We start from the raw sequence: 26,299 nt of genomic DNA, 5'->3' as shown, positions 1-26,299 counted from the left end.
CGTTCCTCCAGATGTTCTGGTCCCCGCGGGGTGGCCCGGTGGGCCGGGGTCGATGCGGTACGGCCGGCCCACACCGGTGTGGGCCGGCGCTCAGCAGAGCCGGAACCGGTCGCAGGCGGTCTTGATCGGCACCGCCAGCCCGATGCCCTCGGCGTTGCGGGCCTTGGCCGTGGCGATGCCCACGACCTCCTTGGAGCCGTTGATCACCGGGCCGCCGGAGTTACCCGGGTTGATCGGCGCGTCGAACTGGATCACCGGCCCGCCGCCGCGCTCGTCGTCGCGGAACGCGCTGACCACACCGGTGGTGACGCTGTCCTGCAACCCGAGGGGCGCGCCGACCACGATGATCTGCTGGCCGGACCGGACCGGGGCGCGGGCCGCGACCAACCCGGTGAACTTGGCGCTGGCCCGCAACTGCGCCAGGTCCTTCTCCTTGTCGGTGGCGATGATCGTCGCCTCGAACCGCTGGTCCTTGCGCTCCAGGAACACCTTGCGCTCACCGGCGTTGAAGGCCGCCTCGACCACGTGGAAGTTGGTCAGCAGCGTGGTGCCGCCGCCGGACGGCGCCTTGCCGACGGCGAACGCCGTACCGGTGAACTGCCCGGCCCGCACCCGGAACACGCTCGGCAGCACCGCGCTGGCCACCGCCTCAGGGTTGAACGCCGCGTCGGCCTGCTTCTCCAGGCTGCCGGCGCGCTGCTCCAGGCCGTCGAGCCGGTCGGCGTCCGAGTCCTGCCCCTCGGCCATCCGCTTGTCGGCGGCGGCGAGCCGGTCGTCGAGCCGGTAGATCTGGTACGCCTGCACGCCGGTGACCAGCGTCAGCACGGCGACCAGGGCCAGCGCCACCACCGCCACCCGGCTGCGCCGGGACGGCTTGCCGGCAGCGGGCGCGCCGAAGCCGGCCGGGCCGCCGAGGGAGGGCTGCTGACCGGGGTACGCGAAGCCGGGCTGCCCCGGCTGGGACGGGGCGGACACCGGCTGGCCCGGGTAGCTGGGCGCGGACACCGGCTGGCCGGGATACGACGGGCCGCTGCCGGACGGGCCCGGGTAGGCCGGTGCGGCGGACCGGGAGGTCTGCGCCGGCACCGCGCCGAAGGACGACGGCTGAGCCGGCGTCGTGCCGTAAGAGGGCTGAGCCGGCGCGGAGCCGTAAGAGGGCTGTGCCGGCGCGGAGCCGTAAGAGGGCTGGCCCGGCGTGGAGCCGTAGGACGGCTGGCCCGGCTGGGCGGATGAGCTGCCGTAGGACGGCTGGCCCGGCTGGGCGGTGGCGGGCGGGGTCGCGGCGCCGGCCGGGGACGCGTAGGCGGTGGACTGCGGCGACTGGACGGCGGCCCGGGCCGACGGCGCCGGATAGCCGGAGGCGCCGCCCCACTCGGGCCCGCCGCCGAACGATCCGGGGACCGGCGCCGAACCGGCGGGCGGGGCGAAGCGCGGCGGCAGCGGCCCCGGCCGGTCGGCTGCCGTGTCGCCGCCGCCCTGCCCCGGCGCGTCGTCGCCGGTTCCGTACCCGCCTGTCATGCTCGCCCGTCCTCCCCGTCGGCTCCGCCGACGCCCCCCGACCGCTGTGGCCCGGCCCGTACGCCGTTCGCGGCTCGATGGACCGTACCGGCGGGATCGGGCTTTGTCTTCCCTCTTGTCCGACCCTCTCACGGCTCCGCAACCCGTACCTTTCCGGTCACCTGCCGGCAATCGCGCCGACACGCGCCCGACCGGCTGCGCACACCGGATCGTCCGGCCTACTAGGGTTGTCAGGTGACCGACGAACCACCCCTGCGCCGTCGGGCCGCCGAAAGCCGTACCGGGGAGGCGTCCGCCCAGCCGGCGTCGGCCCTGCCGGAGCCGACGGACGCGGGAACCGAGACCGATCCGGACGCGGCCGTCCCCCTGACCGCGCCGCGCGACGGCACGCCCGCCCCGGTGGCCACACCCGCCGAGTTGGACGAGGTCGTGGCCCGCTTCGCGGCCGGCACCGGCCCGGTGGCCCTGGATGCCGAACGCGCCTCCGGCTACCGCTACAGCCAGCGCGCCTACCTGGTGCAGTTGCGCCGGGGCGGCGCCGGCACCGCGCTCATCGACCCGCTGCCGCTGCCCGACCTCTCAGCCCTGGACGCGGCGATCGCCGACACCGAGTGGGTGCTGCACGCGGCCAGCCAGGACCTCGCCTGCCTGGCCGAGGTGGGGCTGCGCCCGCGGCGGTTGTTCGACACCGAACTGGCCGCCCGGCTGGCCGGGTTCGAGCGGGTCGGCTTGGCCGCGCTGACCGAACAGCTACTCGGGTACAGCCTGGAGAAGCACCACTCCGCCGCCGACTGGTCCAGCCGGCCGCTGCCGGAGTCCTGGCTGACGTACGCGGCGCTCGACGTCGAGATGCTCGTCGACCTGCGCGACGTGCTGGACGAGGAGTTGCGGCGGCAGGGCAAGTCCGGCTGGGCGGCGGAGGAGTTCGACGCGCTGGTGCGCAACGGCGCCCGCCCGCCGCGCGTGCGCGCCGAGCCGTGGCGGCGCACGTCCGGCATCCACCGGGTACGCGGCGCGCGCGCCCAGGCCCGGGTGCGTTCCCTCTGGTACGCGCGGGACCAGATCGCGGTCCGCCGGGACGCCGCGCCGGGCCGGGTGCTGCCCGACTCGGCCATCGTGGCCGCCGCCGAACTGGACCCGAAGGACGAGAAGACGCTGCTCACGCTCCCCGGGTTCGGTGGGCGGTCGGTGCGCCGGCTGGCGCGTACCTGGCTGGCGGCGCTTGACGACGCGCGCCAGTTGCCGGACGACGCGCTGCCGGTGAGCCCGGCGGTGGAGGGGCCGCCCCCGCCGCACCGGTGGGCCGAACGCGACCCGGTGGCCGCCGGGCGCCTGGCCCGTGCCCGGGAGGTGGTGGTCGGCACCGCCGGGGCGCACCGGCTGCCGGCGGAGAACCTGATCGCGCCGGACTCGGTCCGCCGGCTGGCGTGGCAGCCGCCGGCCGAGATCAGCGACGAGACGGTTGCGGAGGCGCTGCGCGGGTACGGAGCCCGCGAGTGGCAGATCGGGCTGCTCCTGCCCGCCCTGACGGAGGCGCTGCGCTCCCCGCAGCAGTGACAACCGCGGGCGGGGTGTGAGGTGGGCCACGCGGGGGGTGGTGCCACGTCTGGTTACTGGCGAGTAGCATCCGGGGAAATGCCCGTGCCGAGGGAGGCTCCAAGTGCCCCGTGAAGTCCGGGATGTCGTCTTCGTTGACGGCGTCCGTACCCCGTTCGGCAAGGCGGGTGGGATGTACGCCAACACCCGCGCCGACGATCTGGTGATCCGCTGCATCCGCGAGCTGATGCGCCGCAACCCGCAGCTGCCGCCGGAGAAGGTGGAGGAGGTGGCCATCGCTGCCACCACCCAGATCGGTGACCAGGGCCTGACCATCGGCCGCACCGCCGCCCTGCTGGCGGGCCTGCCCAAGACCGTGCCGGGCTTCGCCATCGACCGGATGTGCGCCGGCGCGATGACCGCCGTCACCACAGTGGCCAGCGGCATCGCCATGGGCGCGTACGACGTGGCCATCGCCGGCGGCGTCGAGCACATGGGCCGCCACCCGATGGGCGAGGGCGTCGACCCCAACCCGCGCATCGTCGCGGAGAAGCTGGTCGACCCGTCCGCCCTGGTGATGGGCTCCACCGCGGAGAACCTGCACGACCGGGTCCCGCACATCACCAAGGAGCGCACCGACGCGTTCTCGCTGGCGTCGCAGCAGAAGACCGCGAAGGCGTACGCCAACGGCAAGCTCCAGGGCGACCTGGTGTCCGTGGCGACCCGTGACCCGGAGACGGGCTGGGGTCTGGCCACCGTGGACGAGGCGCCCCGGGACACCTCGATGGAGAAGCTGGCCGGCCTGAAGACCCCGTTCCGGCCGCACGGCAAGGTCACCGCCGGTAACGCGGCCGGCCTCAACGACGGCGCCACCGCCGCGCTGCTGGTCGCCGAGGAGACCGCCCGCGAGCTGGGCCTGCCGGTCGGCATGCGCCTGGTGTCGTTCGGCTTCGTGGGCGTCGAGCCCGAGGTGATGGGCGTCGGCCCGATCCCGTCGACCGAGAAGGCGCTGCGCATCGCCGGCCTGAGCATCGACGACATCGGCCTGTTCGAGCTGAACGAGGCGTTCGCGGTGCAGGTGCTCGCCTTCCTCGACCACTTCGGCATCGCCGACGACGACCCGCGGGTCAACCCGTGGGGCGGCGCGATCGCCATCGGTCACCCGCTGGCGTCCTCCGGCGTCCGGCTGATGACCCAGCTCGCCCGCCAGTTCGCCGAGCACCCCGAGGTCCGCTACGGCCTCACCGCCATGTGCATCGGCATCGGCATGGGCGGCACCGTGATCTGGGAGAACCCGCACTGGGAGGGTGGAGACAAGTGAGCCTCGCCGCACCGAACGAGGTCGTCACCAAGGCGCTGCTGCGCCAGGTGGCCGTACCCGGGCTGGACCGGCCCGCCGCCCTCATCACCCTGGACAACGGCTTCGACCACACCAAGCCGAACAGCTTCGGCCCGGGCGGCCTGACCAGCCTGGACGAGGCGATCACCGCCGCGCTGGCGGCGGAGCCGGCGTTCATCGCGGTCACCGGCAAGCCGTACATCTTCTGCGTGGGCGCGGACATCACCAGCCTGCCCGCGCTGGAGAACCGCGAGCAGGCGCTGGAGATCGGGCGGCTGGGCCACCGGGTCTTCGCCCGGCTCAAGGACAGCACCGTCCCCACCTTCGCGTTCGTCAACGGCGCGGCGATGGGCGGCGGCCTGGAGCTGGCGCTGCACTGCCACTACCGGACGCTGTCGGCGGGCGCGGCGGCCCTGGCGCTGCCCGAGGTCTCGCTCGGCCTGATCCCCGGCTGGGGCGGTACGCAGTTGCTGCCGAACCTGATCGGCATCCCGGCCGCGACGCAGGTCATCATCCAGAACCCGCTGATGCAGAACAAGATGCTCAAGCCGAAGCAGGCGGCCGAGATGGGCATCGCGGACGTGCTGCTGGAGCCGGCCGACTTCCTGGAGCGGTCGCTGGAGTGGGCCGCCGGCGTGGTCCGGGGCGAGGTCGCGGTCACCCGGCCCGAGGTCGACAAGGACATGTGGGCGGGCGTGCTCTACTTCGCCCGGCAGACCCTGGACCAGCGGCTGCACGGCGGGGTCCCGTCCGCGTACAAGGCGCTCGACCTGCTGGAGACGGCGAAGGACGCCGACTTCGCCACCGGCACCGCGGCGGAGGACGAGGCCCTGGCGGACCTGGTCTTCTCCGAGGAGCTGCGCAGCGGCCTGTACGCCTTCGACCTGGTGCAGCGGCGGGCCAAGCGCCCGGCCGGGGCGCCGGACAAGGGCCTGGCCCGTCCGGTCACCAAGGTGGGCATCGTCGGCGCCGGCCTGATGGCCAGCCAGCTCGCGCTGCTGTTCGCCCGGCGGCTCCAGGTGCCGGTCGTGATGACCGACCTGGATCAGTCCCGGGTGGACAAGGGTGTGGGCTACGTGCACACCCAGATCGAGAAGGCCGTGAGCAAGGGCCGGATGGACAAGGGCACCGCGGCCAAGCTGTACGGCCTGGTCAGCGGCTCGGTCGACAAGTCCGTCTTCGCCGACGCCGACTTCGTCATCGAGGCCGTGTTCGAGGACCTGGGCGTCAAGAAGCAGGTCTGGGCCGAGCTGGAGAAGATCGTCAAGCCGGAGGCGGTGCTCGCCACCAACACCAGCTCGCTGTCCATCACCGAGATGGCCGCGGAGCTGGAGCACCCGGAGCGGGTGGTCGGCTTCCACTTCTTCAACCCGGTCGCGGTGCTGCCACTGCTGGAGATCGTCCGCGGCGAGCGGACCGACGACGCCACGCTTGCCACCGCGTTCGCGGTCGGCAAGCAGCTCAAGAAGTCGTCGGTGCTGGTGAAGGACGCCCCGGCGTTCGTGGTGAACCGGCTGCTGACCCGCTTCCTCGGCACCGTGTTCGCGGCCGTGGACCAGGGCACCCCGCTGGACGTGGCGAACAGCGCGCTGGACCCGCTGGGCCTGCCGATGCGCCCGCTGGCGCTGCTGCAGCTCGTCGGGCCGGCCGTGGCGTACCACGTCGGCGGCACCCTGCACGAGGCGTTCCCGGACCGGTTCGGGGTCAGCGAGAACCTCAAGCGGATCGCCGACTCGGGCCAGCCGATCGTGGTCGACGACGAGATCAACGACGAGGTGGCGAAGCTCCTGGTGGTCGGCGACCAGCCGCTCACCGCCGAGCAGGTCCGGCAGAACGCGCTGGACGCGCTGGCGCAGGAGATCCGGCTCATGCTCGACGAGGGTGTCGTCGCCGAGGCGCAGGACATCGACCTGTGCATGATCCTCGGCGCCGGCTGGCCGTTCCACCTGGGCGGCGTGACGCCGTACCTGGACCGGACCGGCACCTCCGAGCGGGTGACCGGCAAGCGGTTCCTGCCGCGCGGCGTGGCCAGCCTGCGCTGACCGACGCGACGCATCGATCGCGGTGGCCGGGCCGTCCGTTCCGGACGGCCCGGCCACCGCGATCGGCGTTCGCGGGGCAGGTCACGGGTCGGTCGCGGTTTCGCCACACCGGCCTTCTGCGGACAGCGGCGTGTCGGTGCTCCTGGCTACGATCACGCGTCCAGTTTTCACACAGGAGCTGCCCACATGTCCCAGCCGCCGTCCAGTCCCTACCCCGGCAACTACCCTCCTCCCCAGCACCAGCCGGGCGGCTTCCAGCCGCCCCAGCAGCCGCAGTACGGCGGTGGCTACCCGCAGACTCCGCAGCAGCAGTACGGCGGTGACTACCCGTCGCAGCAGCCGCAGTACGGCGGCCAGCTCGGTGCGCCGGTCCCGCCGAAGAAGTCCGGCGTCGGCAAGATCCTGCTGATCGTCCTCGCGGTGGTCCTGGTGCTCTGCGTCGGCGGCGGTGTCGCCGCCTACTTCGCCACGAAGGACACGGTCGACGAGGTGGTCACCGCCACCAAGACCCGGGTGGTCGAGCCGCAGACGCTCGGCGGCCGGCCGAAGGTCACCGACCCGCAGCTGCAGAACGCCGCGGCGCAGATGAAGGCCGACCTCAGCAAGGACGTGCCGGACGCGACCAGCACCGTCGGCGCGTTCTACGGCGACCCGGCCAAGAAGGACCTGGTCATGATCGTGGCCGTGTCCGGCGTCATGGCCGACCCGAAGAAGGAGCTGAACGACGCCGTCACGGCGGTCACCCCGGAGCTGGGCACCAAGGACTTCAAGACGGTCGACGCGGGCCCGCTCGGCGGCGACGCCAAGTGCTCCGACGGCAAGGCGTCCGATGTGCCGGTGGCCGTCTGCGTCTGGGCCGACCGGGGCAGCCTCGGCATGGTGGTGGTCTACTTCAAGTCCGCGACGGAACTCCAGTCGCAGTTCGTGGCGCTGCGCGGCGAGATCGAGAAGCAGGACTGACACCCGTCACGCACCGGGCCCCCGCCGTCACGGCGGGGGCCCGGTGCCGTTTCCGGATCAGGCGGACGCGGCCCGTTCGGCCCAGCTCCGGCAGACGCAGAACTCGTTGCCTTCGGGGTCGGCCAGCACCACCCAGCCGCTCCCGTCCGGCCGGCGCCGGTCGGCCACCAACGCGGCGCCGAGGTCGCGCAGCCGCGCCACCTCCTCGTCCCGGGTGCCCTCGGCCGGGTGCAGGTCGATATGGAACGCGCCCTTGCCGTGCCGCTCGCCCACCCGGACGAACAGCAGGTCGGGACCCTGCCCGGCGGGTGCGGCGAGGACCGCCTCCGGGTCGTCCGGGTGGTCGTCGGCGGCGAGCTGCCGGTCGAGCACTCGGGCCCACCAGCCGGCCAGCGTGTACGGGTCGTCGGACTCGACGGTCACGCAGTGGAACTGCGCACTCATGGTGCTTCCTCCTGTGGGGAGCGCGCCCCGGCGGAGTAGGGGACGTCAGCGGGGAACGTGGGGCGCGGGACGGTTCACGACGGACATCGACCACACCCCCTTCCGCCTCTCGGGCTGACCCGATTGATCATTCCACCGCCCGGTCGCACCGACAACCCACCGTGCGAGGAAGGGCCCCTCGTCGACACCGGGGTGTCGGCGAGGGGCCCTTCGCCACCGGGCCTACGGGCCGACGAACACCGCCTTCGCGCGCCAGTCGACGCCGTCGACGGCCGGGCCGCTGCGCACCGTGAACGTCCCCGACGGAGCGCCGTTGGTCCAGTCGACGGCGGACAGGTCGCCGGTGTTCCGGTTCACCTTGTAGAGCGTGCCGCCGGCCACGAAGACCGCGCCCGCGTCGGCGAACCCGGTCGCCCCGGCCACCGAGAACCGGTCGGCGCCGACCACGCCGCCGTCCGGCGTGAACCAGCGCCAGAACAGGCCGTTCTGCCCGGTCAGGGTGTAGTAGAGCCGCCCGCCGGAGTAGAACATGCCGGTCACGTTCGGGATCTCGGCGTAGAGGCCGGTGGTCACGCCCACGTACGTCTGCCCGTCCGGACCGGAGTTGGTGATCACGTTGTCCCAGTACGGGTCGTGGTACGGATCCACCAGCTCGGGCGTGCCGAACGTGGTGCCGTCGAACGTACGCCGGTACAGCGCACCGTCGGCGCCGTAGAACACGGTCCCGCCGACCCAGAACGCGGCACGCGCACCCGTCCAGACGGTCCCGTCCGCGTCGGCCACCGGGTCCGGCGCGCCCACAGCGGTCTGCCCGTCGTACGAGCGCACCTGCACCGGCGTGCCGGTCCCGCTCGGCGGGGGCCCGGTCTTGACGATCTCGACCGCGTTGACGAGCGGGTTCTCCCGTACGTGGCGGAACTCGATGTCGATCGAGCCGTCACTGACCACTGTGAACTCGCGCATGGTGCCCACGTTGTGCCCGGCGCTGGCGGACAGGTCGAGGTCGTCGAAGACGACAGCGCCCTCCAGCGCGACGTCGAAGATGCGCGTGCCGGCGCCGGAGGTGCCCGCGTACCGGTTGGCCAGGTAGAGCCGCACGTGCACCTCGGTGCCGGTGGGCACCGGGAACTGCCACGCCATTTCCGCACCGCCGGACGGGTCGTACCGCTCGTCGTTGAAGATCGTTGCCGGCGTGCCGGCCGGCACCGTCGAGTCCACGGTGGGGGCGGTGGTGTAGCTGGACGTGCTGCTGCCGGAGTTGCGGTACGGGCTGGGGCTGGAGTTGGTGTCGGCCGACCAGTCCGGCCCGCCGTCGGTGGAGGCGACCGCCGAGCCGCCCGCGTTCACCCGGTACAGCACGTTCGTCGGCTGCGGCAGGCCGGCCTGATAGACGTTGCCGGGCAGCGTCGCCGTGGTGGTCGGGTGCGCGGCCTTGCCGCCGGCGAGCGGGAAGAACGCGATCCGCTCCCGGCGGTACTGGAAGTTGCCGATCCAGAGGGTGTCGCCGCCGATCCAGAGCCCGGACTCGGTGACGAGCATCTCGGACGCGCCGATGCCGCGCGGGTGCCGGCCCGGGTTCCAGGACAGCGGCAGGCCGTTTACCGGGTCGAGCGCGGCGATGCTGGCCCGGCCGACCGCGCCGGCTCGGGCGTTGTCGGTGCCGGCGGTGTTGTTGAGCCAGCGGAGGTGGCCGCCGACGTACACCGCCTGCTCGCTGATGCCGACGGACAGGAACGTGTCGCCGCCGCTGTAGTCGACCCAGGTCGGCTGGAGACCGGACCCGGTCGCGCCGGCCTCCCAGCGGGCCGCGGTGTCGCAGAGCGTGCCGCTGTACGGGGCGCCGGTGGTGACCACCACGAAGTAGCTGTTGTCCGGGGAGAACGCCACGTCACGGACGTACGAGTCGAACGACTGCCACTTGCAGCGCGGCGTGTAGCGGGCCGTGTTCCAGTCCGCGACGGTGGCGGCGGTGGCGCCCAGGTCGATCTTCACGATCTGGTCGCGCAGCACCCCGTCGGCCTTCTTGAAGTTGCCGATGACGACGAGCTGCGTGCCGTCCGGGGAGACGGCGAGCTTCTCCGCGCCGACGCCGGCCTTGGCGCCGCTGACGCCGTCCCAGTTGTGGTTCTCGGTCAGGGTGGTGGTGAGGTAGCCGTCGACCGCGCCGGTGGTGGCGTTGAGCGAGGCGAGCCCACCGCGCGGGTTGGGGTTGCCGGCCGTGGTGAAGATGCCGCCGACCAGCAGCCGGTTGCCGACCAGCGCGATGTCCTTGACCAGCCCGTTGAACGCCGGCGGCGCGAAGCTGGTGACGACCGCCCCGGTGGCGACGTCGAGCAGGGCCACCTTGCGCCGGGTCACGCCGTTGACGGTGTTGAACTTGCCGGCCACGAAGACCGTGCCCGCCGTGGGACCGGCGACGACCGCCGTCACCTCGCTGTCGAGCGTGGGCGCGAACGCGGTGTCCACCTGCCCGGTGTCCTTGTCGAAGGCGAGCAGGTAGTCGCGGGGGATGTCGACGTCGGAGTTGCGGTTCTGCACGCGCGTGAACGAGCCGCCCGCGATGATCTTCGTACCGGCGTCGTGGATCGCGTCGACCGAGCCGTCCTGGACGTCGGGCGAGGCGGCGGAGGGGACGGTGTGGACCACTTTGTCGTGGCCGGGCGCGGCGGCGGCCGCGGGCGTGGCCGGAGAGAGACCGGCGACGGTCAGGGCGCCGGCGGTGAGGACCGCGAGAAGACGGCGGCGGCGCGGGGCCGGGTGGTGGGTCACGGGCAGCTCCGGTGGGTGAGCAGGGTGAGGCGTCGCTGCGCTTACTCTCCGTTGATCAGCGGCTCCGCGTCCAGCGCGGGCGGCGCATTCTGCCCGACCACCGCGCCGCCGGGGCCGACCACCGTCCGGTCCGGCCAGGACAGCCGGGGCCGTCCGCACGAAAAGGTGAGGTGGCCTCACCGGCCGGCCGGGCGGGCGGGCCGGGTCGGCGGTCAGGTGGCCGCCGCCGGGTCGGCCGACGGAAGCGTGACAGTCACCTCCAGGCCGCCGCCGGGCTGGGCGACCGCCTTGACCGTGCCGCCGTGCGCGTCGCTGACGGCCCGGACGATCGACAGGCCGAGACCGGAGCCACGCGCGCCGGTGCGTTCCTGGCCGCCGCGCCGGAACGGCTCGAACAGGCCGGGTACGTCGGCCGGGGCGACCTCGAAGCCGGTGTTGCCCACCACCAGCCAGGACCGCTCCCCGTCGGTGCCGGTGCGGACCCAGATCCGGCCGTGCAGGTGGTTGTAGCGGACCGCGTTCTCCACCAGGTTGCCGGCGAGCCGGTCGAGCAGTCCGGGATCGCCGACCACCGGCGCCGGGCGCAGCGAGGTGTGCACCTTCAGGCCGATGCGCTCCACCTCCCGGGAGACGGCGGACAGCGCGTTGGCGGTGCCGATGGCGAGGTCCGACTCGGTACGCCGGGCCAGCCGCCGCCCGGTCTGCGCCTCGCTGCTCGCCAGCACCAGCAGCGCGTCGACCAGCCCGTTCGCGCGCTCGGAGGCGTCGCGCACCACGCCTGCCATGCGGCGGTACTCGGCGAGGTCGGCGTCGTCGTCGCTGAGCGTCACGTCGATTTCGGTACGCATCACCGCCAGCGGCGTACGCAGCTCGTGCGAGGCGTTCGCGACGAACCGCTTCTGCGTCTCGAACGCGCCGCTGATCCGGTCGAGCATGGCGTCGAACGTCTCGGCCAGCTCGGCCACCTCGTCGTCGGCGCCGGACCAGCCGATCCGCTCGTCGAGCGTGGCCTCGCCGAGCCGGCGGGCGGTGGCGGTGACCTGGTGCAGCGGGCGCAGCGCCCGGCCGGCCACCAGGTACGCCCCGGCCACGCCGACCACGCTGATCGCGACCAGCGCGAGCAGCCCCTTGACCAGCAGCTCCTGCGACGCGGCGTCGACCAGCTGCCGCTGCCACTGCCCGGCGTCGAGGCTGCGCCCGTCACTGAGCACCACCGTGGTGCCGGGTAGCAGCTCGTCGGTGGGGCGCAGCGCGTCGCGGACCAGCAGCCAGGCCAGCAGCACCAGAATCGCCCCGGCGCCGACCAGCAGCACGCCGTTGAGAAGGGTCAGCCGCAGCCGCAGCGTCGGCCGCACCCGGCGCGCGGTCCGCGTGGTCACTGCTGAACCCCGCCGATGCGGTATCCCGCGCCCACGACGGTGTCGATCAGCGGCGGGTCGCCGAGCTTCTTGCGCAGGGTCATCACCGTCACCCGGACGATCGTGGTGAACGGGTCGGTGTTGGCGTCCCAGACCCGCTCCAGCAGCTCCTCGCTGGACACCACGGCGCCGCGTGCCTTGAGCAGCTCGGCGAGCACGCCGAACTCCTTGTTGGTGAGGTCGAGCGGCACTCCGCCCCGGCTCACCGCCCGGCGCGCCGGGTCGAGCACCAGGTCGGCCACCTCCAGCACCGGCGGCGCCGCCGGGGTGGCGCGGCGGCCGAGCGCCTGCACGCGGGCCACCAGCTCGTCGAACGCGAACGGCTTGGCCAGGTAGTCGTCGGCGCCGAGCTGCAACCCCTCCACCCGGTCGGCGACGGTGCCGCTGGCGGTCAGCATCAGCACCCGGGTCAGCGCGCCGGAGGCGGCCAGGTCGGCGCAGATCCGGTCGCCGTGCACGCCGGGCAGGTCGCGGTCCAGGATCACCACGTCGTAGCGGGTGACGAACGCCGCCTCGTGCCCGGCGTCGCCGTCGTAGGCGACGTCGACTGCCATCCCACGCTTGCGCAGCCCGCGCGCGATCGCGTCGGCGAGGTTGCGCTCGTCCTCGACCACCAGTACCCGCATCCCGGCCTCCCACCTCGTGACCCCTGACAACCTAGTGCGGCAGGCCAAACCCGCCGCCGCAGGAGCCGACCCCCGAGGCGTCCGCCGACGGGCGCGAGGCGTGCCGCCGCCGAAGCGCGCGGGCGCGAACCGCGCCCGGCACCGGCTCCGCTGCTGCTCTGGCTCCGGTCTGGTCACTCTGTGCGACTCGGACACCGCTTCGCCGCGGAATCACATACCGTGACGGCCACTCGCTCACCCGAAGGGACCACCGAGCCACCCGGATCGCTCCTACCAGCGGAAACGGTGAATCGGGCGCCGGCACATAAGATGCCGCTCCGCGCCCTTTGCTCTGCAGCCTCATGCGCAGCGGTAGCCGTGGGTCACCGTCGCGTCGATGGCTGCAGAGCAAAGGGCGCGGGGTGACGATGCCGGGGAGCAGGCGGCGACTACGGGTGGTGACCGAGAGGCGGACGGCGGCCACGACCGGCGGCCGCCGCCCGCCGTTGCAGAAAACCTTCGGGTACGCGATGCTCGGCGACGATGATCGACAAGCGCAGCAGCCACAGGGGCGCGTCCACGCCGGGCGGGTTCCCCGTGACCGGCCGCGACGTCGCGTACCACCGGTTCCGCTTCCCGGCGGACCGGGACCGTGGTCACGCGGACGGGCTGCGTGCCGGGCCGGACGGGCTGACGCTCGACGGCGCGGCCGGCCGGGTCACGCACACCGACCCGCACTCCGGGACCACGGCCGAGTACGCCGCCGGCACCTGGACCTCCCCGGTGACGCAGGCCGGCTTCGCCGTCACCGAGCTGGTGCCCTCCTGGACCGCCGACACCCCGCCCGGCTGCTGGCTGCGCGTCGAGCTGCGCGGCTGGGCAGACGGCACCGCCACCACCGGCTGGTACGACCTGGGTCACTGGGCCGCCGACGACAGCGCGGTGCACCGCGCGTCCGTACCCGGGCAGGAGGACGACCGGGCGCGGGTCGCCGCCGACACGCTGCGGGTGACCGGCGCGACGGTGACCGGCTGGCAGGCCCGCGTGACGATGCACCGCCGGCTCGACGCCCCCGCCGGCCCGGTGCTGCGCACGGTGGGCGTGGTCGCCTCGACCGACCCGCCCGGCGGCGCGGAGGCGGCCGGCGGCGGAGCGGACGGCGCGTGGGGACGGGTGCTGGACGTGCCGCGCTACGCGCAGCGGCTGCACGCCTCCGGGGAGAGCCGCTGGGGTGGCGGCGGCGACTCCTGGTGCAGTCCCACCTGCGTTTCGATGGTGCTCGACTACTGGGGCGCCGGCCCCACCCCGGACCGGTACGCCTGGGTCGCGCCGCCCGGTCCCCGCCCGCAGGTGGTGCACGCCGCCCGGCACTGCCACGACCACGCCTTCGGCGGGCCGGGCAACTGGCCGTTCAACACGGCGTACGCGGCCACGCACGGGGTGGACGCCTTCGTGACCCGGCTGCGCTCGCTGGCCGAGGCGGAGCGGTTCGTGGCCGCCGGCATCCCGCTGATCGTCTCGGCCGCGTTCACCGCCGGCCAGGTGCCCGGACTGGACTACGACACCCGGGGACACCTCATGGTGCTGGCCGGCTTCACCGCCGACGGCGACCCGGTGCTCAACGACCCGTACGCGCCGGACGACGAGCGGGTCCGCCGCGTCGTGCCGCGGGCACCGTTCGAGAGCGCCTGGCAGGTGGGCAGCGGCGGGGTCGCGTACGTGCTGCGGCCGGAGTCGACGCCGCTGCCGCCGCCACCGGCGCAGGCCAACTGGTGATCAGCGGCCGACCGGCCAGATCGCCATGCCACCGGTCGGGCGCAGGCACACCAGCGCGGTACCCGTGTCCGCGCACTCGGACCAGGCACCCGGCAGGATCCCCCGGATCCGCACCTGGCCGGCAGCCACGTCCAGCGCGCCGACGAGCGTCCGGTCCTCGGTGAGCGTGCGCAGCCCTACCAGCGGCGCGGACGGGAAGTCGTTGCCGGAGACGCGCCAGCGGCCCAGCCGGGCCAGCACCCGGCCGGTCGGCGGGTCCAGCGCCGACAGTTCCAGCTCCTCCCCCACCCCGCGCTCGGCCGCGATCAGCCGGTCGCCGAACGGGCCCAGCCCGAGCCAGCGCTCGTCCGACCAGGCGGGACGGCCGGTCGCCGGGTCCAGGGCCTGCGCACCGCCCCTCTGGTTGCGCAGGCACACCATGCCGGCGCAGTCGGCGAACCAGAGCCCGGCGCGGGAGCCGGTCGGCACGCTCCACCGCTCGTCGAGCCGGTCCAGCCCGTACGCGATGACCGTGCCCCGGGCGTCCTCGACCAGCAGGAGACCGGCCACCACCTGCGCGTACCGGTAGGCGCCGCGTTCGGCCACGGGCGCCACCCGGCCGGTGTGCGCGACAGCGCCGGAGTCCGCGTCGTACACGGTCACCCGGCCCTGCGGGGTGACCAGGACGAGCTGCGTCACCCCGTGGTCGTCATGGCGGTAACCCACCTCCTGGCCCGGCACCGGCAGCGTCCACCGCACCGCGCCGGAGGCCGGGTCCACTGCCCGCACGGTGCCCGCGCCTGGTGGTTGCGGATTCTCCAGCAGCAACCCGCCGGACGCGGTCCGCACCGGGTAGCCGGGATGCCGCCAGCGCAGCGTGCCGGTCGCCGGGTCGAGCATCGCCGACACCGAGTCGCCGTCCCCGGCCGGGCTGCTCGTCACCAGCAGACCGCCACCCACGGCGGTGAGCCCGAGCACGTGGTCCCCGGCGGTCAGCGCGAACCGCCAGACGGGTTCCCCGCCGGGCAGCCGGTGCGCGGTGACCACCCGTCCACCCCGGCCGATCGCGCCCGGGCCGTCGGCCACCACCACCCGGCCGGGCAGGATCACGAACGCGGCCCCCTGCGGGGCGGATACCCGGACCGGCTCGGGCCGGCGCGGCGGCCCGGCGGCGGCGGTCACCACGAGCAGGACCAGAGCGCCGGCCAGCACGACGCGCCCCACCCTGCCCAGCGGCGGCCTCGGCGACGCCGGGTACGGCTGGTCGGCGGACTCGCCGTGCCGCATCTCCCCCAGTTCGATCACCGGGCTCACGGCAGCCGCCGCACCAGGAAGCCGCCGCCGGGCCTGCGGCAGACCAGCAGCCTCACGCTGGTCGTGCAGTCGGTGCCGGTGATCACTCCCCTGATCGGGGGCGGGTCGCCGGACAGGTTCATCTCGGCCAGGAGTTGCCGGCCGCCGCCCAGCGGCCGGGTGGCCAGCAGCGGCCCGCCGGACTCGTGTTGCGGGGCCAGGGTCCAGCCGTCCAGCTCGGCGATCAGATGCCCGTCGGTCTGGCCGAGCACCGCCAGGCCGCCGGCGCCGGTGGCGGTGTCGCCGACGAGCAGCCGGTCGCCGCGCGACGCCGCGACGCCCGCCCACCGGTCCGCGCTCCAGAGCACGGCGCCGGTCGCCGGGTCGAGCGCTGTCATCCCGCCGGCCGGGCGGGCGGCGCAGAGCAGGGCGCCGCAGTTGTCGACGTAGTCGACGAACTTCTGCTCGACGGTCCAGCGCGGTCGCAGCGTGTCCAGGTCGTACGCCTCGACGGTCCCGTCGGCGTCGCGGATCTCCAGCAGCAGCCCGCCGACGGTCAGCACCTGGCGCTGGGCGGGCGGTCGCACCGGGTGCAGGTCCCGGGCCGCGACCCGCGCGCCGGTGCGCGCGTCCACGACCACCGTCTGCCCGGTCACCGGGGACAAAACCATGCGTTCCGCCCCGGAGCCGTAGTCGAGCCCCAGCATGCCCGTCGAGGGCATCGTCCACATCGTCCTTCCGTCGGCCGGGTCGACCCGGGTGATCGACGGGCTGGGATCGGATGCGGCGGACTGCGACAGCAGCACCCCGCCGACCGCGAACGCGACGCCGCGCCGGCGCCAGACGTCCGCGCCGGTGGCCGCGTCGTACGTCACCGTCTCCCAGGCCGTGTCGTCGCCGGTCGGGCCGGTCACCATCACCCGGCCGTCCTGCTGCCACACCGACACGGCGGTCCCGGCTCCGGGCAGCGGACTGCGCCACAGTTCCCGTTCTCCGCGGTACGCGACGAGTTCCCGCCCGTCACCGCGGTTTGGCCGCACCACGTACACCACCTCGCCGGAGACGAACACGGCCGATCCCAGCCCGCCGGGCAGCGTCCACTCCGCCGGGTGCCGGGGCGGTGCCGCGGCGGTGAGCGTGAGCAGCGCCACCAGCAGCACCAACAGGCTGCGGAACGGACGCCCGACGGCACGCGGCGGGCGCGGGGCCGGACCGGGCGAGGCGTCGCTCAACTCCCCCAGATCGATGACGGTCACGGCCATCCTCTCCCGCGCGCCGGGCCGCCGCCCGGCCGTGACCGGACACGTGACGATCCGCCTGTACGATGGCGCGTCGTGGCCGTGCCCGTGGTGGACCCCTCGTTGAACCCCTCGTCCGTCGAGGCGGACGCCGTCGTGGCCGACCCGCCGCGCCGCGCCCGTCGCCGGCCGGCCCGCGCCGACGTGCTGGCCATCGGAGCCTATGTGTTGCTCGGTGTCCTCGTCTGCCTCAACTATTGGGGCGACGTCGAGAACCGGGTCTCCTCGCACCTGCCCACCGACCACAGTTGGTTCGAGTGGCTGTTCGCCCACGGCGCGTACTCCGTGCAGCACCTGGAGAACCCGCTGTTCACCACCCGGCAGAACGCGCCGGACGGGGTGAACATGATGGCGAACACCTCGCTGCTCGGGGTGACGTTGCCGCTGGCGCCGCTGACGTTGCTGCTCGGCCCGCAGGTGATGTACGCGCTCTATCTGGGCGCCGCGCTGTCCGCGACCGCCGCCACGTCGTACTGGGTGCTGTCCCGGCACCTGGTCCGCTCCCGGGGCGCGGCGTTCGTCGGCGGCGCGTTCCTCGGTTTCGCGCCGGGCATCGTGCACCACGCCAACGGACAGCCCAACTTCGTGTCGAACTTCCTGCTGCCGCTGATCGTGGCGCGGGTGCTGCGCCTGGGCGAGCCGGGCCGCTGGCGGCGCAACGGGCTGGCGCTCGGGCTGCTGGTCGCGTACCAGATCTTCATCAACGAGGAGATGCTGCTGCTCACCGCGCTGGCCTGCCTGGTCGTCGTGGTGGTGTACGCGGTGCAGCGCCCCCGCGCGGCCCGGGAGCGGGCCCTGTCGTTCCTGGCCGCGATCGGCGTCGGCGGCGGCCTGGCACTGCTGCTGACCGCGTACCCGATCTGGTTCCAGTTCAACGGCCCGCAGTCCTACCGCGGCCTGCAGGGCGGCGTCTTCCACAACTGGGGCGAGGACCTGGTCGCCTTCGTCACGTTCGCCCGGGACACGATCGCCGGCGACGAGTCGGTGGAGAAGACCATCGGCCTGACCGAGCAGAACACCTGGTTCGGCTGGCCGCTGGTGCTGGTGGCGCTGGCCGCGCTGGTGCTGCTGGTCCGCCGGTCGGTGCCGGCCCGGATCCTGGCCGTGCTGGTGGTCGTGTTCACGATCGCCTCGATCGGCCCCGTCGTGCGGTTCAACGGCGCGGAGACCGACATCGACGGGCCGTGGGCGTACGTGCCGGACGACCTGCCGCTGGTCGAGATGATGATGCCGACCCGGTTGAGCCTGATCGTGGTGGCCGCCGTCGGCGTGCTGCTCGCCCTGGCGTGGGACACGCTGGCCGGGGCCGGCCGGCCGCCGGTGCCCGCCCCCCGCGCCGCCGCCGACGACAGCCCGGACGACGGCGACGGCGAGGCGGCCCGGCGCGACACGCGCCGCCGGGTCCTTCACCTGGCCGGGCTCGTCGCGATCGCCGCCGCCGTGGTGCCGCTGATCCCGCGCCCGCTGCCGGCGGAGCGGATCGACCCGCCGCCGCACTTCATCACCGCGGGCGGCTGGCGGCCGTACGTGCCGGAGGGCCGCACGCTCGTGCCGGTGCCCATCCCCAGCAACGTGCACGGGCTGCACACGCTGCGCTGGAGCGCGCTGACCGGGCACGAGTTCCCGGTCCCGGGTGGCTACTTCATCGGCCCGAACGAACGCGGTGAGGGCGTCTTCGGCGCCCCGAACCGCCCCACCAGCACGCTCATCTACTCCACGATGGACGCACGTGAGGTGCCGGAGATCACCGAGGAGAACCGCCGCCAGGCCGTGGACGACCTGCGTTTCTGGCGGGCCTCGGTGGTGGTGCTCGGGTCGGGCCCGCGCGAGGCGGTGCTGCGCGACCTGATGGCCGAGCTGCTCGGCCCGCCGCAGCGGGTCGACGACGTGTGGCTCTGGGACGTGCGCGACCGGGTGTGACCCCTGCCGGTCAGCCGACGAGCGGGCGGACGTCCCACAGGTGCCCGCCCGGCACGTCCCGGCCGGGGCCGACCAGCGCGTCCACAGTGGCGCGTACCGGGTCGCCGGGCGTCGAGCCGGCCTGCACCAGCGCCGCCGCCCGCCAGTGCCGCAGGTCGTCGGCGGCCTGCCGGCGTTCCGCCTCGCCGACCGGCGGCACCCGGCCGGTCTCGGCGGCCCGGCGCAGCAGCAGCGACGTGGGCCGGTCCGGCGCGCCCCAGCGGGCGGCCTCGTCGGTGGCCGAGCGGGGGCCGATGAAGTACCCACCGGGCGCGTCGAACGCCAGCGCGGTGCGCGCCGACCAGAACATGGCGGGGCTGACCGCCGCTCCGGTCACCGGCGGCACCGGCACCAGCGTCCGGCCCGGTGGCACGTACTCCCGCCAGCCGCCGCCGGACACCACGGCCGGGACCGGCGGGACCGGCACCGTGCGGATCGGCGTCGGCGCCAGCGGCAGCAGCGCGGCGGCGACCGCGCCGGCCCACGGCGCCCAGGTGCGCACGCCGCCGCCCCGGACCCGGTCCAGGGCCAGCGCCAGCAGCACCCCGAGCACCGGAACGCAGACCAGCGCGAACCGCGCCGGCACCACCAGGTCCAGCAGCGGCACGTCGGCGAGCAGGCGGTACGGGCCGGGCACGCCGGTGTCGTGCCGGTTCACCACCACGCTCGTGCCGAGCGACAGCAGCGCGAACAGCAGACCGCACGCGGCGAGCGCCCGCACCAGCGGCCGCCGCCACAGCCGCACCACCACGAGTACGGCGAGCAGCGGCAGGAACGGCCCGAAGAACGAGTTCTGCTCGGTCGGGTTCGGCGACAGCAACCCGGCCCGGCGGGCGTCCCCGGCGACGGTCTGCCGGGCGGTGGCGGCGAACGAGACCACGTCCAGCCGGTAACCCTCGGTGTGGAACGGCATCCCCCGGTAGTGGCCCGGCCCGGCGAACTGGAACCACAGCGGGTACGCCAGCAGCACGCCCGCGACCAGCGCGCCGATGCCCAGCCGGCGGGCCACCACCGGCGCCAGCCGACGCGCGGCGGCCCGGTCGGCGAGCGCGTACGCCCCGGCGAACACCCCGGCCGCGAGCGCCAGGAAGACCAGCACCTCCTCGCCGAGGAACACCTGGTACGCGACGGCCAGCCCGAGCAGCACGCCGTCGCGCCGGACCCGGTCGGAGGCGGGCCGGAACACCAGCGCGAGAATCACCGGCACCAGGAACTGCGCGGCCATGTGCAGGTGCGCCCCGGCCTGCGCCACCATGCCCGGGGCGAAGCCGCAGAACAGGCCGCCCACCGCGGCCGCGGCCCGGGAGCGGACCAGCCGGCGGGCGAGCAGCGCGTACCAGGCGGTGGCGGTGCCGGCGAGGCTGAGCGTCACGGCGACGAGGAAGGCCGTCTGGGAGCCGAAGACGAGGGTGACGGGGGTGAGCGGCACGCCCAGCCCGAGCACCGACGTGTTCGCCATCAGGTTCACCCCGTCCGGGGCGTTCAGCGCGCCGCTGTGGAGCGGGTTCTCGCCGCCGGTGACCGCGCGGGCGGCCCGGGCCAGCATCCACTCGAACAGCATCTGGTCGCCGGCCTGGTGGAACAGCCGTTCCGGCCGGCGCCACTGGCCGGTGGTGAGCAGCACGGCGAGACCGAGGTAGCCGGCCACCACCAGCGCGTCGACCGGACGGGGCCGGCGGCGGGGCGCGGGGGCGGGGGCCGCCGGTTCGGTCAGGCGGACCGGCTGGTCAGTTTCCGCACGTCCCACAGCCACACGTCCAGCTCCTGCCGGCCGGGGCCGACCAACTGCTCCACGGTCCGGCGCAGCGGCTCGGCGTTCTGCTCGTCGCGCGGCAGCACCACCAGCGCCGCGTTCCAGTGCCGCAGCTCGTCCAGGTAGCGACGGCGCTGCCGATCGTCCAGCTTCGGCGTACGGCCGGTCGAGGACACCTCGCGCAGCATCTCGCCGATGCCACTGGGCCGGCCGCCGAAGCGTCCGGGGTCGCCGGTGACACCGTTGCGCGGCGCGAGGAAGTAGCCGCCGGGGATCTTGAAGTCGAGGTTGGTGCTGGCCGCCCAGCGCATCGGGTCGGTGTTGCCCATCGCGGGCACCGGCACGGAGACGAGCGTCTGGTCCGGTCCGACGTACCTGCGCCAGCGGTCGGCGGTGATGAACTCCGGCACCGGCTCCCGCGTGGTGACCTGCAGCGGCATCGGCGCGATCGGCAGCAGCGCGAGGACCAGGCCCGCGGCGGTGAGCCTGCGGGCGGTGGGCCGGTCCACGCCGCGCAGCGCCCAGGAGCGCCGGACCGCGTACGCGAGCAGGATCGCCACCGTCACGCCGGTGATCAGACCGAAGCGGGTCGGCACCACGGCGTCGAGCAGCGGCAGCCGCACCAGCAGCTCCCACGGTCCGGTGGCGATCTCCCGGTCCCACCAGGAGATCCGCTCGCCGAGGGAGAGCACGGCGAAGAACAGCCCGGTGGCGGCGAGCGCGCGGACGATCACGTCGCGGCGCAGCCACACCACGATGCCCACGACCAGCAGCGACAGGCTCCAGCCGAAGAACGCGTTCTCCTCGGAGTAGTTCGGCGCGAGGTTGACGTTGGCGCGCTCGTTGCCGCCGAACGTGGGCGAACCGGGCGCGAAGAACGCGGCGATGTCGTTGCCGTAGTCGCGCACCGCGTCGCTGAGCCCGTGGTACGCCATCGGCCCGGCGAACTGCACCCACAGCGGGTACGCCAGCAGCGCCCCGGCCAGCGCCGCGCAGACCGCCAGCCCGGCACCGAGCGGACGCCAGGCCGTCGTCCACCGCTCGCGCTGCTGCACCACCACGGCGATCAGGAACACGCCGAGGCCCAGCGCGGTGAAGAGCAGGATCTCCTCGTTGATGAACGCCTGCGCGGTGACCAGCAGCGCGAGCAGCACGCCGTCGCGGACCGGCCGGGCCGACCGGGTCAGCACCAGCGCCCGCCACACGATGAACGGCAGCAGGAACTGACTGATGATGTTCGGGTGCCAGTTGGCGTGCGACAGCATGGCCGGGGAGAACCCGCAGAACCAGGCCGCCACGGCGGCGGCCGGACGGTGCCGGATCAGGTGCCGGGACAGCACCCGGTACCAGGCGGCGGCGGTGCCGGCCAGGCCGAGCGTGACGAGCGTGACGAAGGAGACCGCCGGTCCGAACAGGAGGGTCACCGGCACCATCGGGATGCCGAGCGCCAGGATGGCGGTGTTCGCCATCAGGTTGACGCCGTCGGGGTAGTTGAACTGCTCGGTGAAGAACGGGAACTCGCCGTGCAGCACCACCCGCACCGAGTGGGCCAGGAAGAACTGCACCTGCGCCGGGTCGCTGCTGTAGAGCGCGGCCACCCGGCCGGCCGGGTCGACCCAGATGGCGCTGGTCACCCAGATCGCGGCGAGCAGGAATCCGCCGTACACCGTGAGGTCGATCCGGCGGCGGGTCCACCGCCACCGGCGCTCGCGCCGCGCGCCCGGCGTGGCCGGCGCCTCCGCCGTGCCCGGCTCGGTAGTGGTGGTGGTCGCCGGCTCGGGCTCGCTGACGGTGACCGGCGGTGGGTCCAGGGTGGCGGCACGGTGGCCCGTCGGGGCGGCGGCGTCCGGCGTCGAGGCGCCGCGGGTCTCGGCAGGCGTCACAGTCGGCGGAGTCTACCGGAGCCGGATATTGATACCCGAATCGCCCGTCACGTTCCGCAGTGGCCGACCGACCGAAAGGGTGAGCCGGGCGCGCCCAGGTGACCGGCCGTCTCGTACCATGTGGGCTTCCGACCGACGACCGGCGAGGGGATCAGGGTGCTTTCAGCCCGCCGAGGCGCTACGACGGGCATCGCGCTGGCAGCTCTGCTGCTGGTCACGACCGGTTGCGGGCCGGTCGCCGAACGGCGGCCGACGGACCTGCGGGTCGGCTACGACAGTCTCGACGGCACCCTCGCGGTCTGGCCTCCGCGCGGCAGCCTGGCCGGCGACACCGCCGCCACCGCCGCGATCACCACAGCGGTACGTGGCTGGCGCTCCCCGGTGGACGACCGGGTGCACATGCCCACCTCCGGCATCCTCTTCTCCGGTCAGGTAGCCGGGTCGGCGCTCGCCCTGGTCGCCGCCGACGTGCCCGGTGAAGCCGCCTCCTGGCTGCTGCAACTCGACCGGGACGGGCAGCGCTGGCGGGTCACCCACGCCACCGAGTACACCGACGCCGGCTACCTCGTCTACTCCGACGTGCTGCCGGTGCGGGAGCCGGCCGGTCGCCGTTACCTCACCTCGGCCCGCGTCGAGCGCCTGGCCGGGCCCGACGGCAAGGTGCTCCGCAGCACCGACGGCCTCACCGACCCGGTTACCGTACCGGAGTGCCGGGCCGTCGAGCTGACCGCGACGCTGCGGCCCACGACGTCGCTGCCGCGCGGCCGGGCCGCGGACCGCGTCCTCGACCTGGGTACGGCCACCGAAGCGCCCCGCTACCCCCTGGTACGCGACGAGACGGGCGCCGGCAAGCGCGCGCTGACCGGGTTGGACACCTGCGTGCTCGCTGGTGAACGGGGCCCGTTCGGCAGCGTGCCGCGGCGCATCGGCGACCGCGACGCGCCCCGCTCCGCGCCGGAGTCCTGGCCGATGGCGAAGATCACCACTCGCTCGCTCGGCTCGGTGGCTCTCGGTGACGGCGAGCCGGGCGAGCTGGAGCAGCTCAGCTGGGAAACCTCGGGCGGGACGATGACGGCTGTGGTCTACCGCCCGGCCGGCGGCGGCACCCCGATGGTCTCCCCCGCCGACCGGTCCACCACGCTTCAGGCGTACCACCTGCCGATGCCGGGCCGCCCGCTGGCGGTGCTGTCCTGGCGTACCCGGGACGCCTCGTTCTCCGCCCCGCCCGGCACGACGCGCCTGGTCGACCGTCCCGGCCTGGTGGTCGTCGAGCACACCGACCAGAGGCAGACGTTCAGCCTGGCCGGCACCGAAAAAACCTGGTACCGCTCCCTCCCCACCCCCTGACCCCGCTGCCCCCGCCCTCCCCGCTGCCGCCCCGCTGCCGCCCCGGGGTCGCCCCACCCCGTCGATCATGAACTTGACGGCGACAAACCGGACACAATCTACGGCCAACCTCATGATCACCGCACCGCCCCGGTGATCAAGGAGTTTGAGTCACCCGGGCAGCCTCTCACGCACCCGAACTCCTTGGTCGACAGGGACGAGCTCGCCCCGACCTCGGCGATCTTGCAGTTGGTGCCCCTTCGATCGGGGTGAAACGGGCAAACCAGGCCCTCGCGATCTTGCGATTGCGGCCCTCCGAAATCAGCGAAGCCGACACCAGGAGGGCCGCAAATGCAAGATCGACGCGTAGACCCGGCGGGAACCGCGCGGGCGGGTGGGTCAGTTCTGGGCTCGGGCCTCGTCGGCGGTGGCCGGGTCGACCGGGGCGGCGTCCAGGCTGGAGATCCAGCCGGTGACGTCGCGGGCCACGTCCTGCGCGGTCAGCCGCAGGTCGGCCAGGATCTGCGCGCGGGTGCCGTGCGGGTGCCAGTCGGCAGGCACGCCCATGTCCTTGACCGGTACGCGGACGTCGGCGTCGCGCATCGCCTGGGCCAGCGCCGAGCCGACGCCGCCGATGCGCACGCCGTCCTCCACGGTGACCACGAGCCGGTGCGAGGCGGCCAGCTCGACGAGTTCGGCCGGCACCGGGCGCACCCAACGCGGGTCGACCACAGTCACGCCATACCCCTGCTCGGCGACCCGGGTGGCGACCTCCACGCCGAGGCCGGCGAACGAGCCGACAGCTACCAGCAGCACGTCGGTACGCGCCGACTCGGCCAGCACGTCCACCGGGCCGACCCGGCGAACGGCCGGCAGGTCGGCGGCCACGGTGCCGGTCGGGAAGCGCACGATGGTCGGGCCGTCGTCCACGGCGACCGCCTCGCGCAGCTCCTCGCGCAGCGTGGCCGAGTCGCGGGGCGCGGCGATCCGCAGGCCGGGCACCACGCCGAAGACGGACATGTCCCAGATGCCGTAGTGGCTGGGCCCGTCCGGGCCGGTGATGCCGGCCCGGTCCAGCACGAACGTGACGGGCAGCTTGTGCATGGCCACGTCCAGCAGGACCTGGTCGAAGGCGCGGTTGAGGAACGTGGCGTAGACCGCGACCACGGGGTGCAGGCCGCCCATCGCCAGGCCGGCCGCCGAGGTGGCGGCGTGCTGCTCGGCGATGCCCACGTCGTACACCCGCTCCGGGTACTTGCGGGCGAGCGTGGCGATGCCGGTGGGCTCGGCCATGGCGGCGGTGATGCCGACCACGTCGGGGCGCTCGTCGGCGATCGCGACCAGCTCGTCGGCGAAGACGTTCGTCCACTTCACCGACGGCACGGCGAGCAGCTTGCCGGTCTCGGCGTCGAACGCGCCGGGGCCGTGCAGGCAGTCCGCCTCGTCGTCCTCGGCGGGACGGTAGCCGTAGCCCTTGCGGGTGACCGCGTGCACGATCACCGGGCCGCCGAAGTGCTTCGCCGCGCGCAGCGCCGCCTCGACCGCCGGCACGTCGTGGCCGTCGACCGGGCCGACGTACTTGATGCCCAGGTCCTCGAACATGGCCTGCGGGGCGACCGCGTCCTTGATGCCCTTCTTGACCGCGTGCAGCACCTCGTACATCGGCTTGCCGACGAACGGGGTGTTGCCGAGGGCGTCCTTGACGGTGTCGAGCACCTTCTCGTAGCCGGGGTTGAGCCGCAGCGACGACAGGTGGTCGGCGAGGCCGCCGATGGTCGGCGAGTAGGACCGGCCGTTGTCGTTGACCACTATCACCAGCGGGTTGCCGGCGGTGGCGATGTTGTTCAGCGCCTCCCAGCACATGCCGCCGGTGAGCGCGCCGTCGCCGACCACGGCGACCACTGAGCGCTTCTCGCCGCGCAGCGCGTACGCCTTGGCGAGCCCGTCGGCGTACGACAGGGCGGTGGAGGCGTGCGAGTTCTCGATCAGGTCGTGCTCGCTCTCCGCCTGGCTGGGGTAGCCGGAGAGGCCACCGCGCTGGCGGAGCTTGTCGAAGCCCTCCTGCCGGCCGGTGAGGATCTTGTGCACGTACGCCTGGTGGCCGGTGTCGAAGAGGAGCCGGTCGCGCGGCGAGTCGAAGACCCGGTGCATGGCGAGGGTCAGCTCGACCACACCGAGGTTGGGGCCGACGTGCCCGCCGGTGCGGGAGACCTTGGCGATCAGGAAGTCACGGATCTCGGCGGCGAGGATGTCCAGCTGCTCGGCGGTCATCCGCTTCACGTCCTGCGGGCCGTGGACGGTGCCCAGCAGCCGGCCGTGGTTGGCCGTGCCCTCTTCAACACTCATGACCGGAGAGTCTATCGGCCGCGCGACAGTCCGCAGCCTGGCCGTGCATCGACCC

17 protein-coding genes are annotated in these 26,299 nt (G+C 73.9%); 7 read left to right on the top strand and 10 right to left on the bottom strand.

Going from position 1 to position 26,299, the window contains the following annotated elements:
* Positions 1-90 precede the first annotated feature (90 nt).
* Positions 91-1,518, bottom strand: a complete 1,428-nt coding sequence (locus tag ACFYO8_RS19335) for a trypsin-like peptidase domain-containing protein (protein ID WP_354865411.1) — start codon at positions 1,516-1,518, stop codon at positions 91-93.
* 234 nt (positions 1,519-1,752) lie between these two features.
* Between ACFYO8_RS19335 and ACFYO8_RS19330 the strand changes: the two genes are divergently transcribed.
* The 4 genes from ACFYO8_RS19330 (at position 1,753) to ACFYO8_RS19315 (ending at position 7,395) form a co-directional block, all read left to right on the top strand.
* Positions 1,753-3,075, top strand: a complete 1,323-nt coding sequence (locus tag ACFYO8_RS19330; protein WP_354865413.1) for a ribonuclease D — start codon at positions 1,753-1,755, stop codon at positions 3,073-3,075.
* Between the two features lie 103 nt (positions 3,076-3,178).
* A complete protein-coding gene (locus tag ACFYO8_RS19325) occupies positions 3,179-4,375 on the top strand; it encodes a thiolase family protein (protein WP_354865415.1) in 1,197 nt (398 codons plus the stop codon).
* Positions 4,372-6,435, top strand: a complete 2,064-nt coding sequence (locus tag ACFYO8_RS19320) for a 3-hydroxyacyl-CoA dehydrogenase NAD-binding domain-containing protein (RefSeq protein ID WP_354865417.1) — start codon at positions 4,372-4,374, stop codon at positions 6,433-6,435. The genes ACFYO8_RS19325 and ACFYO8_RS19320 overlap by 4 nt, the downstream gene beginning before the upstream one ends.
* 186 nt (positions 6,436-6,621) lie before the next feature.
* Complete coding sequence (locus tag ACFYO8_RS19315; RefSeq protein ID WP_354865419.1) at positions 6,622-7,395, top strand: hypothetical protein; 774 nt, start codon at positions 6,622-6,624, stop codon at positions 7,393-7,395.
* Positions 7,396-7,452: 57 nt separating this feature from the next.
* On the opposite strand, the gene ACFYO8_RS19310 is transcribed toward ACFYO8_RS19315, so the two are convergent.
* The 4 genes from ACFYO8_RS19310 to ACFYO8_RS19295 all read right to left on the bottom strand — a co-directional run bounded on the left by ACFYO8_RS19310 (position 7,453) and on the right by ACFYO8_RS19295 (position 12,652).
* Positions 7,453-7,839, bottom strand: coding sequence for a VOC family protein (locus tag ACFYO8_RS19310; protein ID WP_354865421.1), 387 nt, complete (start codon positions 7,837-7,839; stop codon positions 7,453-7,455).
* Between the two features lie 222 nt (positions 7,840-8,061).
* A complete protein-coding gene (locus ACFYO8_RS19305; protein WP_354865423.1) occupies positions 8,062-10,608 on the bottom strand; it encodes a malectin domain-containing carbohydrate-binding protein in 2,547 nt (848 codons plus the stop codon).
* Positions 10,609-10,820: 212 nt separating this feature from the next.
* On the bottom strand, positions 10,821-11,987 hold the full coding sequence (locus ACFYO8_RS19300; protein ID WP_387189111.1) for a sensor histidine kinase: 1,167 nt from the start codon (positions 11,985-11,987) through the stop codon (positions 10,821-10,823).
* Complete coding sequence (locus ACFYO8_RS19295; RefSeq protein ID WP_354865425.1) at positions 11,984-12,652, bottom strand: response regulator transcription factor; 669 nt, start codon at positions 12,650-12,652, stop codon at positions 11,984-11,986. The genes ACFYO8_RS19300 and ACFYO8_RS19295 overlap by 4 nt, the downstream gene beginning before the upstream one ends.
* Before the next feature lie 522 nt (positions 12,653-13,174).
* On the opposite strand from ACFYO8_RS19295, the gene ACFYO8_RS19290 reads away from it, so the two are divergent.
* A complete protein-coding gene (locus tag ACFYO8_RS19290) occupies positions 13,175-14,407 on the top strand; it encodes a peptidase C39 family protein (RefSeq protein WP_355096084.1) in 1,233 nt (410 codons plus the stop codon).
* On the opposite strand, the gene ACFYO8_RS19285 is transcribed toward ACFYO8_RS19290, so the two are convergent.
* Positions 14,408-15,691 carry a PQQ-binding-like beta-propeller repeat protein gene (locus ACFYO8_RS19285; RefSeq protein WP_355015032.1) on the bottom strand — a complete coding sequence of 428 codons (1,284 nt, stop codon included), beginning with the start codon at positions 15,689-15,691 and terminating at the stop codon, positions 14,408-14,410.
* A gap of 5 nt (positions 15,692-15,696) precedes the next feature.
* The gene (locus ACFYO8_RS19280; RefSeq protein ID WP_387189110.1) at positions 15,697-16,941 is read right to left on the bottom strand and encodes a PQQ-binding-like beta-propeller repeat protein; all 1,245 of its coding nucleotides are present in this window, start codon (positions 16,939-16,941) and stop codon (positions 15,697-15,699) included.
* Between the two features lie 87 nt (positions 16,942-17,028).
* Here ACFYO8_RS19280 and ACFYO8_RS19275 point away from each other — a divergent pair, with 87 nt between their 5' ends.
* Positions 17,029-18,897 (top strand): hypothetical protein, encoded by a 1,869-nt coding sequence (locus ACFYO8_RS19275; protein WP_387189116.1) that lies wholly within the window; start codon positions 17,029-17,031, stop codon positions 18,895-18,897.
* Between the two features lie 10 nt (positions 18,898-18,907).
* Here ACFYO8_RS19275 and ACFYO8_RS19270 read toward each other — a convergent pair whose 3' ends face one another.
* Both ACFYO8_RS19270 and ACFYO8_RS19265 read right to left on the bottom strand, forming a co-directional pair.
* Positions 18,908-20,689, bottom strand: coding sequence for a hypothetical protein (locus ACFYO8_RS19270; protein WP_355015031.1), 1,782 nt, complete (start codon positions 20,687-20,689; stop codon positions 18,908-18,910).
* On the bottom strand, positions 20,647-22,368 hold the full coding sequence (locus ACFYO8_RS19265) for a hypothetical protein (protein ID WP_354865989.1): 1,722 nt from the start codon (positions 22,366-22,368) through the stop codon (positions 20,647-20,649). The genes ACFYO8_RS19270 and ACFYO8_RS19265 overlap by 43 nt, the downstream gene beginning before the upstream one ends.
* Positions 22,369-22,728: 360 nt before the next feature.
* On the opposite strand from ACFYO8_RS19265, the gene ACFYO8_RS19260 reads away from it, so the two are divergent.
* The gene (locus ACFYO8_RS19260; protein ID WP_354865434.1) at positions 22,729-23,919 is read left to right on the top strand and encodes a hypothetical protein; all 1,191 of its coding nucleotides are present in this window, start codon (positions 22,729-22,731) and stop codon (positions 23,917-23,919) included.
* Positions 23,920-24,297: 378 nt separating this feature from the next.
* On the opposite strand, the gene dxs is transcribed toward ACFYO8_RS19260, so the two are convergent.
* Positions 24,298-26,244 carry a 1-deoxy-D-xylulose-5-phosphate synthase gene (gene dxs, locus ACFYO8_RS19255; protein WP_354865436.1) on the bottom strand — a complete coding sequence of 649 codons (1,947 nt, stop codon included), beginning with the start codon at positions 26,242-26,244 and terminating at the stop codon, positions 24,298-24,300.
* Between the last annotated feature and the right edge of the window lie 55 nt (positions 26,245-26,299).

Origin of the sequence: Micromonospora sp. NPDC005257 (assembly GCF_042872445.1) — a bacterium.
In the GTDB taxonomy this organism is placed as follows: domain Bacteria; phylum Actinomycetota; class Actinomycetes; order Mycobacteriales; family Micromonosporaceae; genus Micromonospora.
Note: the sequence above shows the minus strand (reverse complement) of the source record. Positions and strands in the feature narration are given on the sequence as shown.

What these genes read in the sequence shown, in the direction of transcription:
- ACFYO8_RS19290 (WP_355096084.1), top strand. Translation starts at nt 13,175, where the DNA reads ATGATCGACAAGCGCAGCAGCCACAGGGGCGCGTCCACGCCGGGCGGG.
- dxs (WP_354865436.1), bottom strand. Translation starts at nt 26,244, where the DNA reads ATGAGTGTTGAAGAGGGCACGGCCAACCACGGCCGGCTGCTGGGCACC.
- ACFYO8_RS19295 (WP_354865425.1), bottom strand. Translation starts at nt 12,652, where the DNA reads ATGCGGGTACTGGTGGTCGAGGACGAGCGCAACCTCGCCGACGCGATC.
- ACFYO8_RS19280 (WP_387189110.1), bottom strand. Translation starts at nt 16,941, where the DNA reads ATGGCCGTGACCGTCATCGATCTGGGGGAGTTGAGCGACGCCTCGCCC.
- ACFYO8_RS19335 (WP_354865411.1), bottom strand. Translation starts at nt 1,518, where the DNA reads ATGACAGGCGGGTACGGAACCGGCGACGACGCGCCGGGGCAGGGCGGC.
- ACFYO8_RS19315 (WP_354865419.1), top strand. Translation starts at nt 6,622, where the DNA reads ATGTCCCAGCCGCCGTCCAGTCCCTACCCCGGCAACTACCCTCCTCCC.
- ACFYO8_RS19310 (WP_354865421.1), bottom strand. Translation starts at nt 7,839, where the DNA reads ATGAGTGCGCAGTTCCACTGCGTGACCGTCGAGTCCGACGACCCGTAC.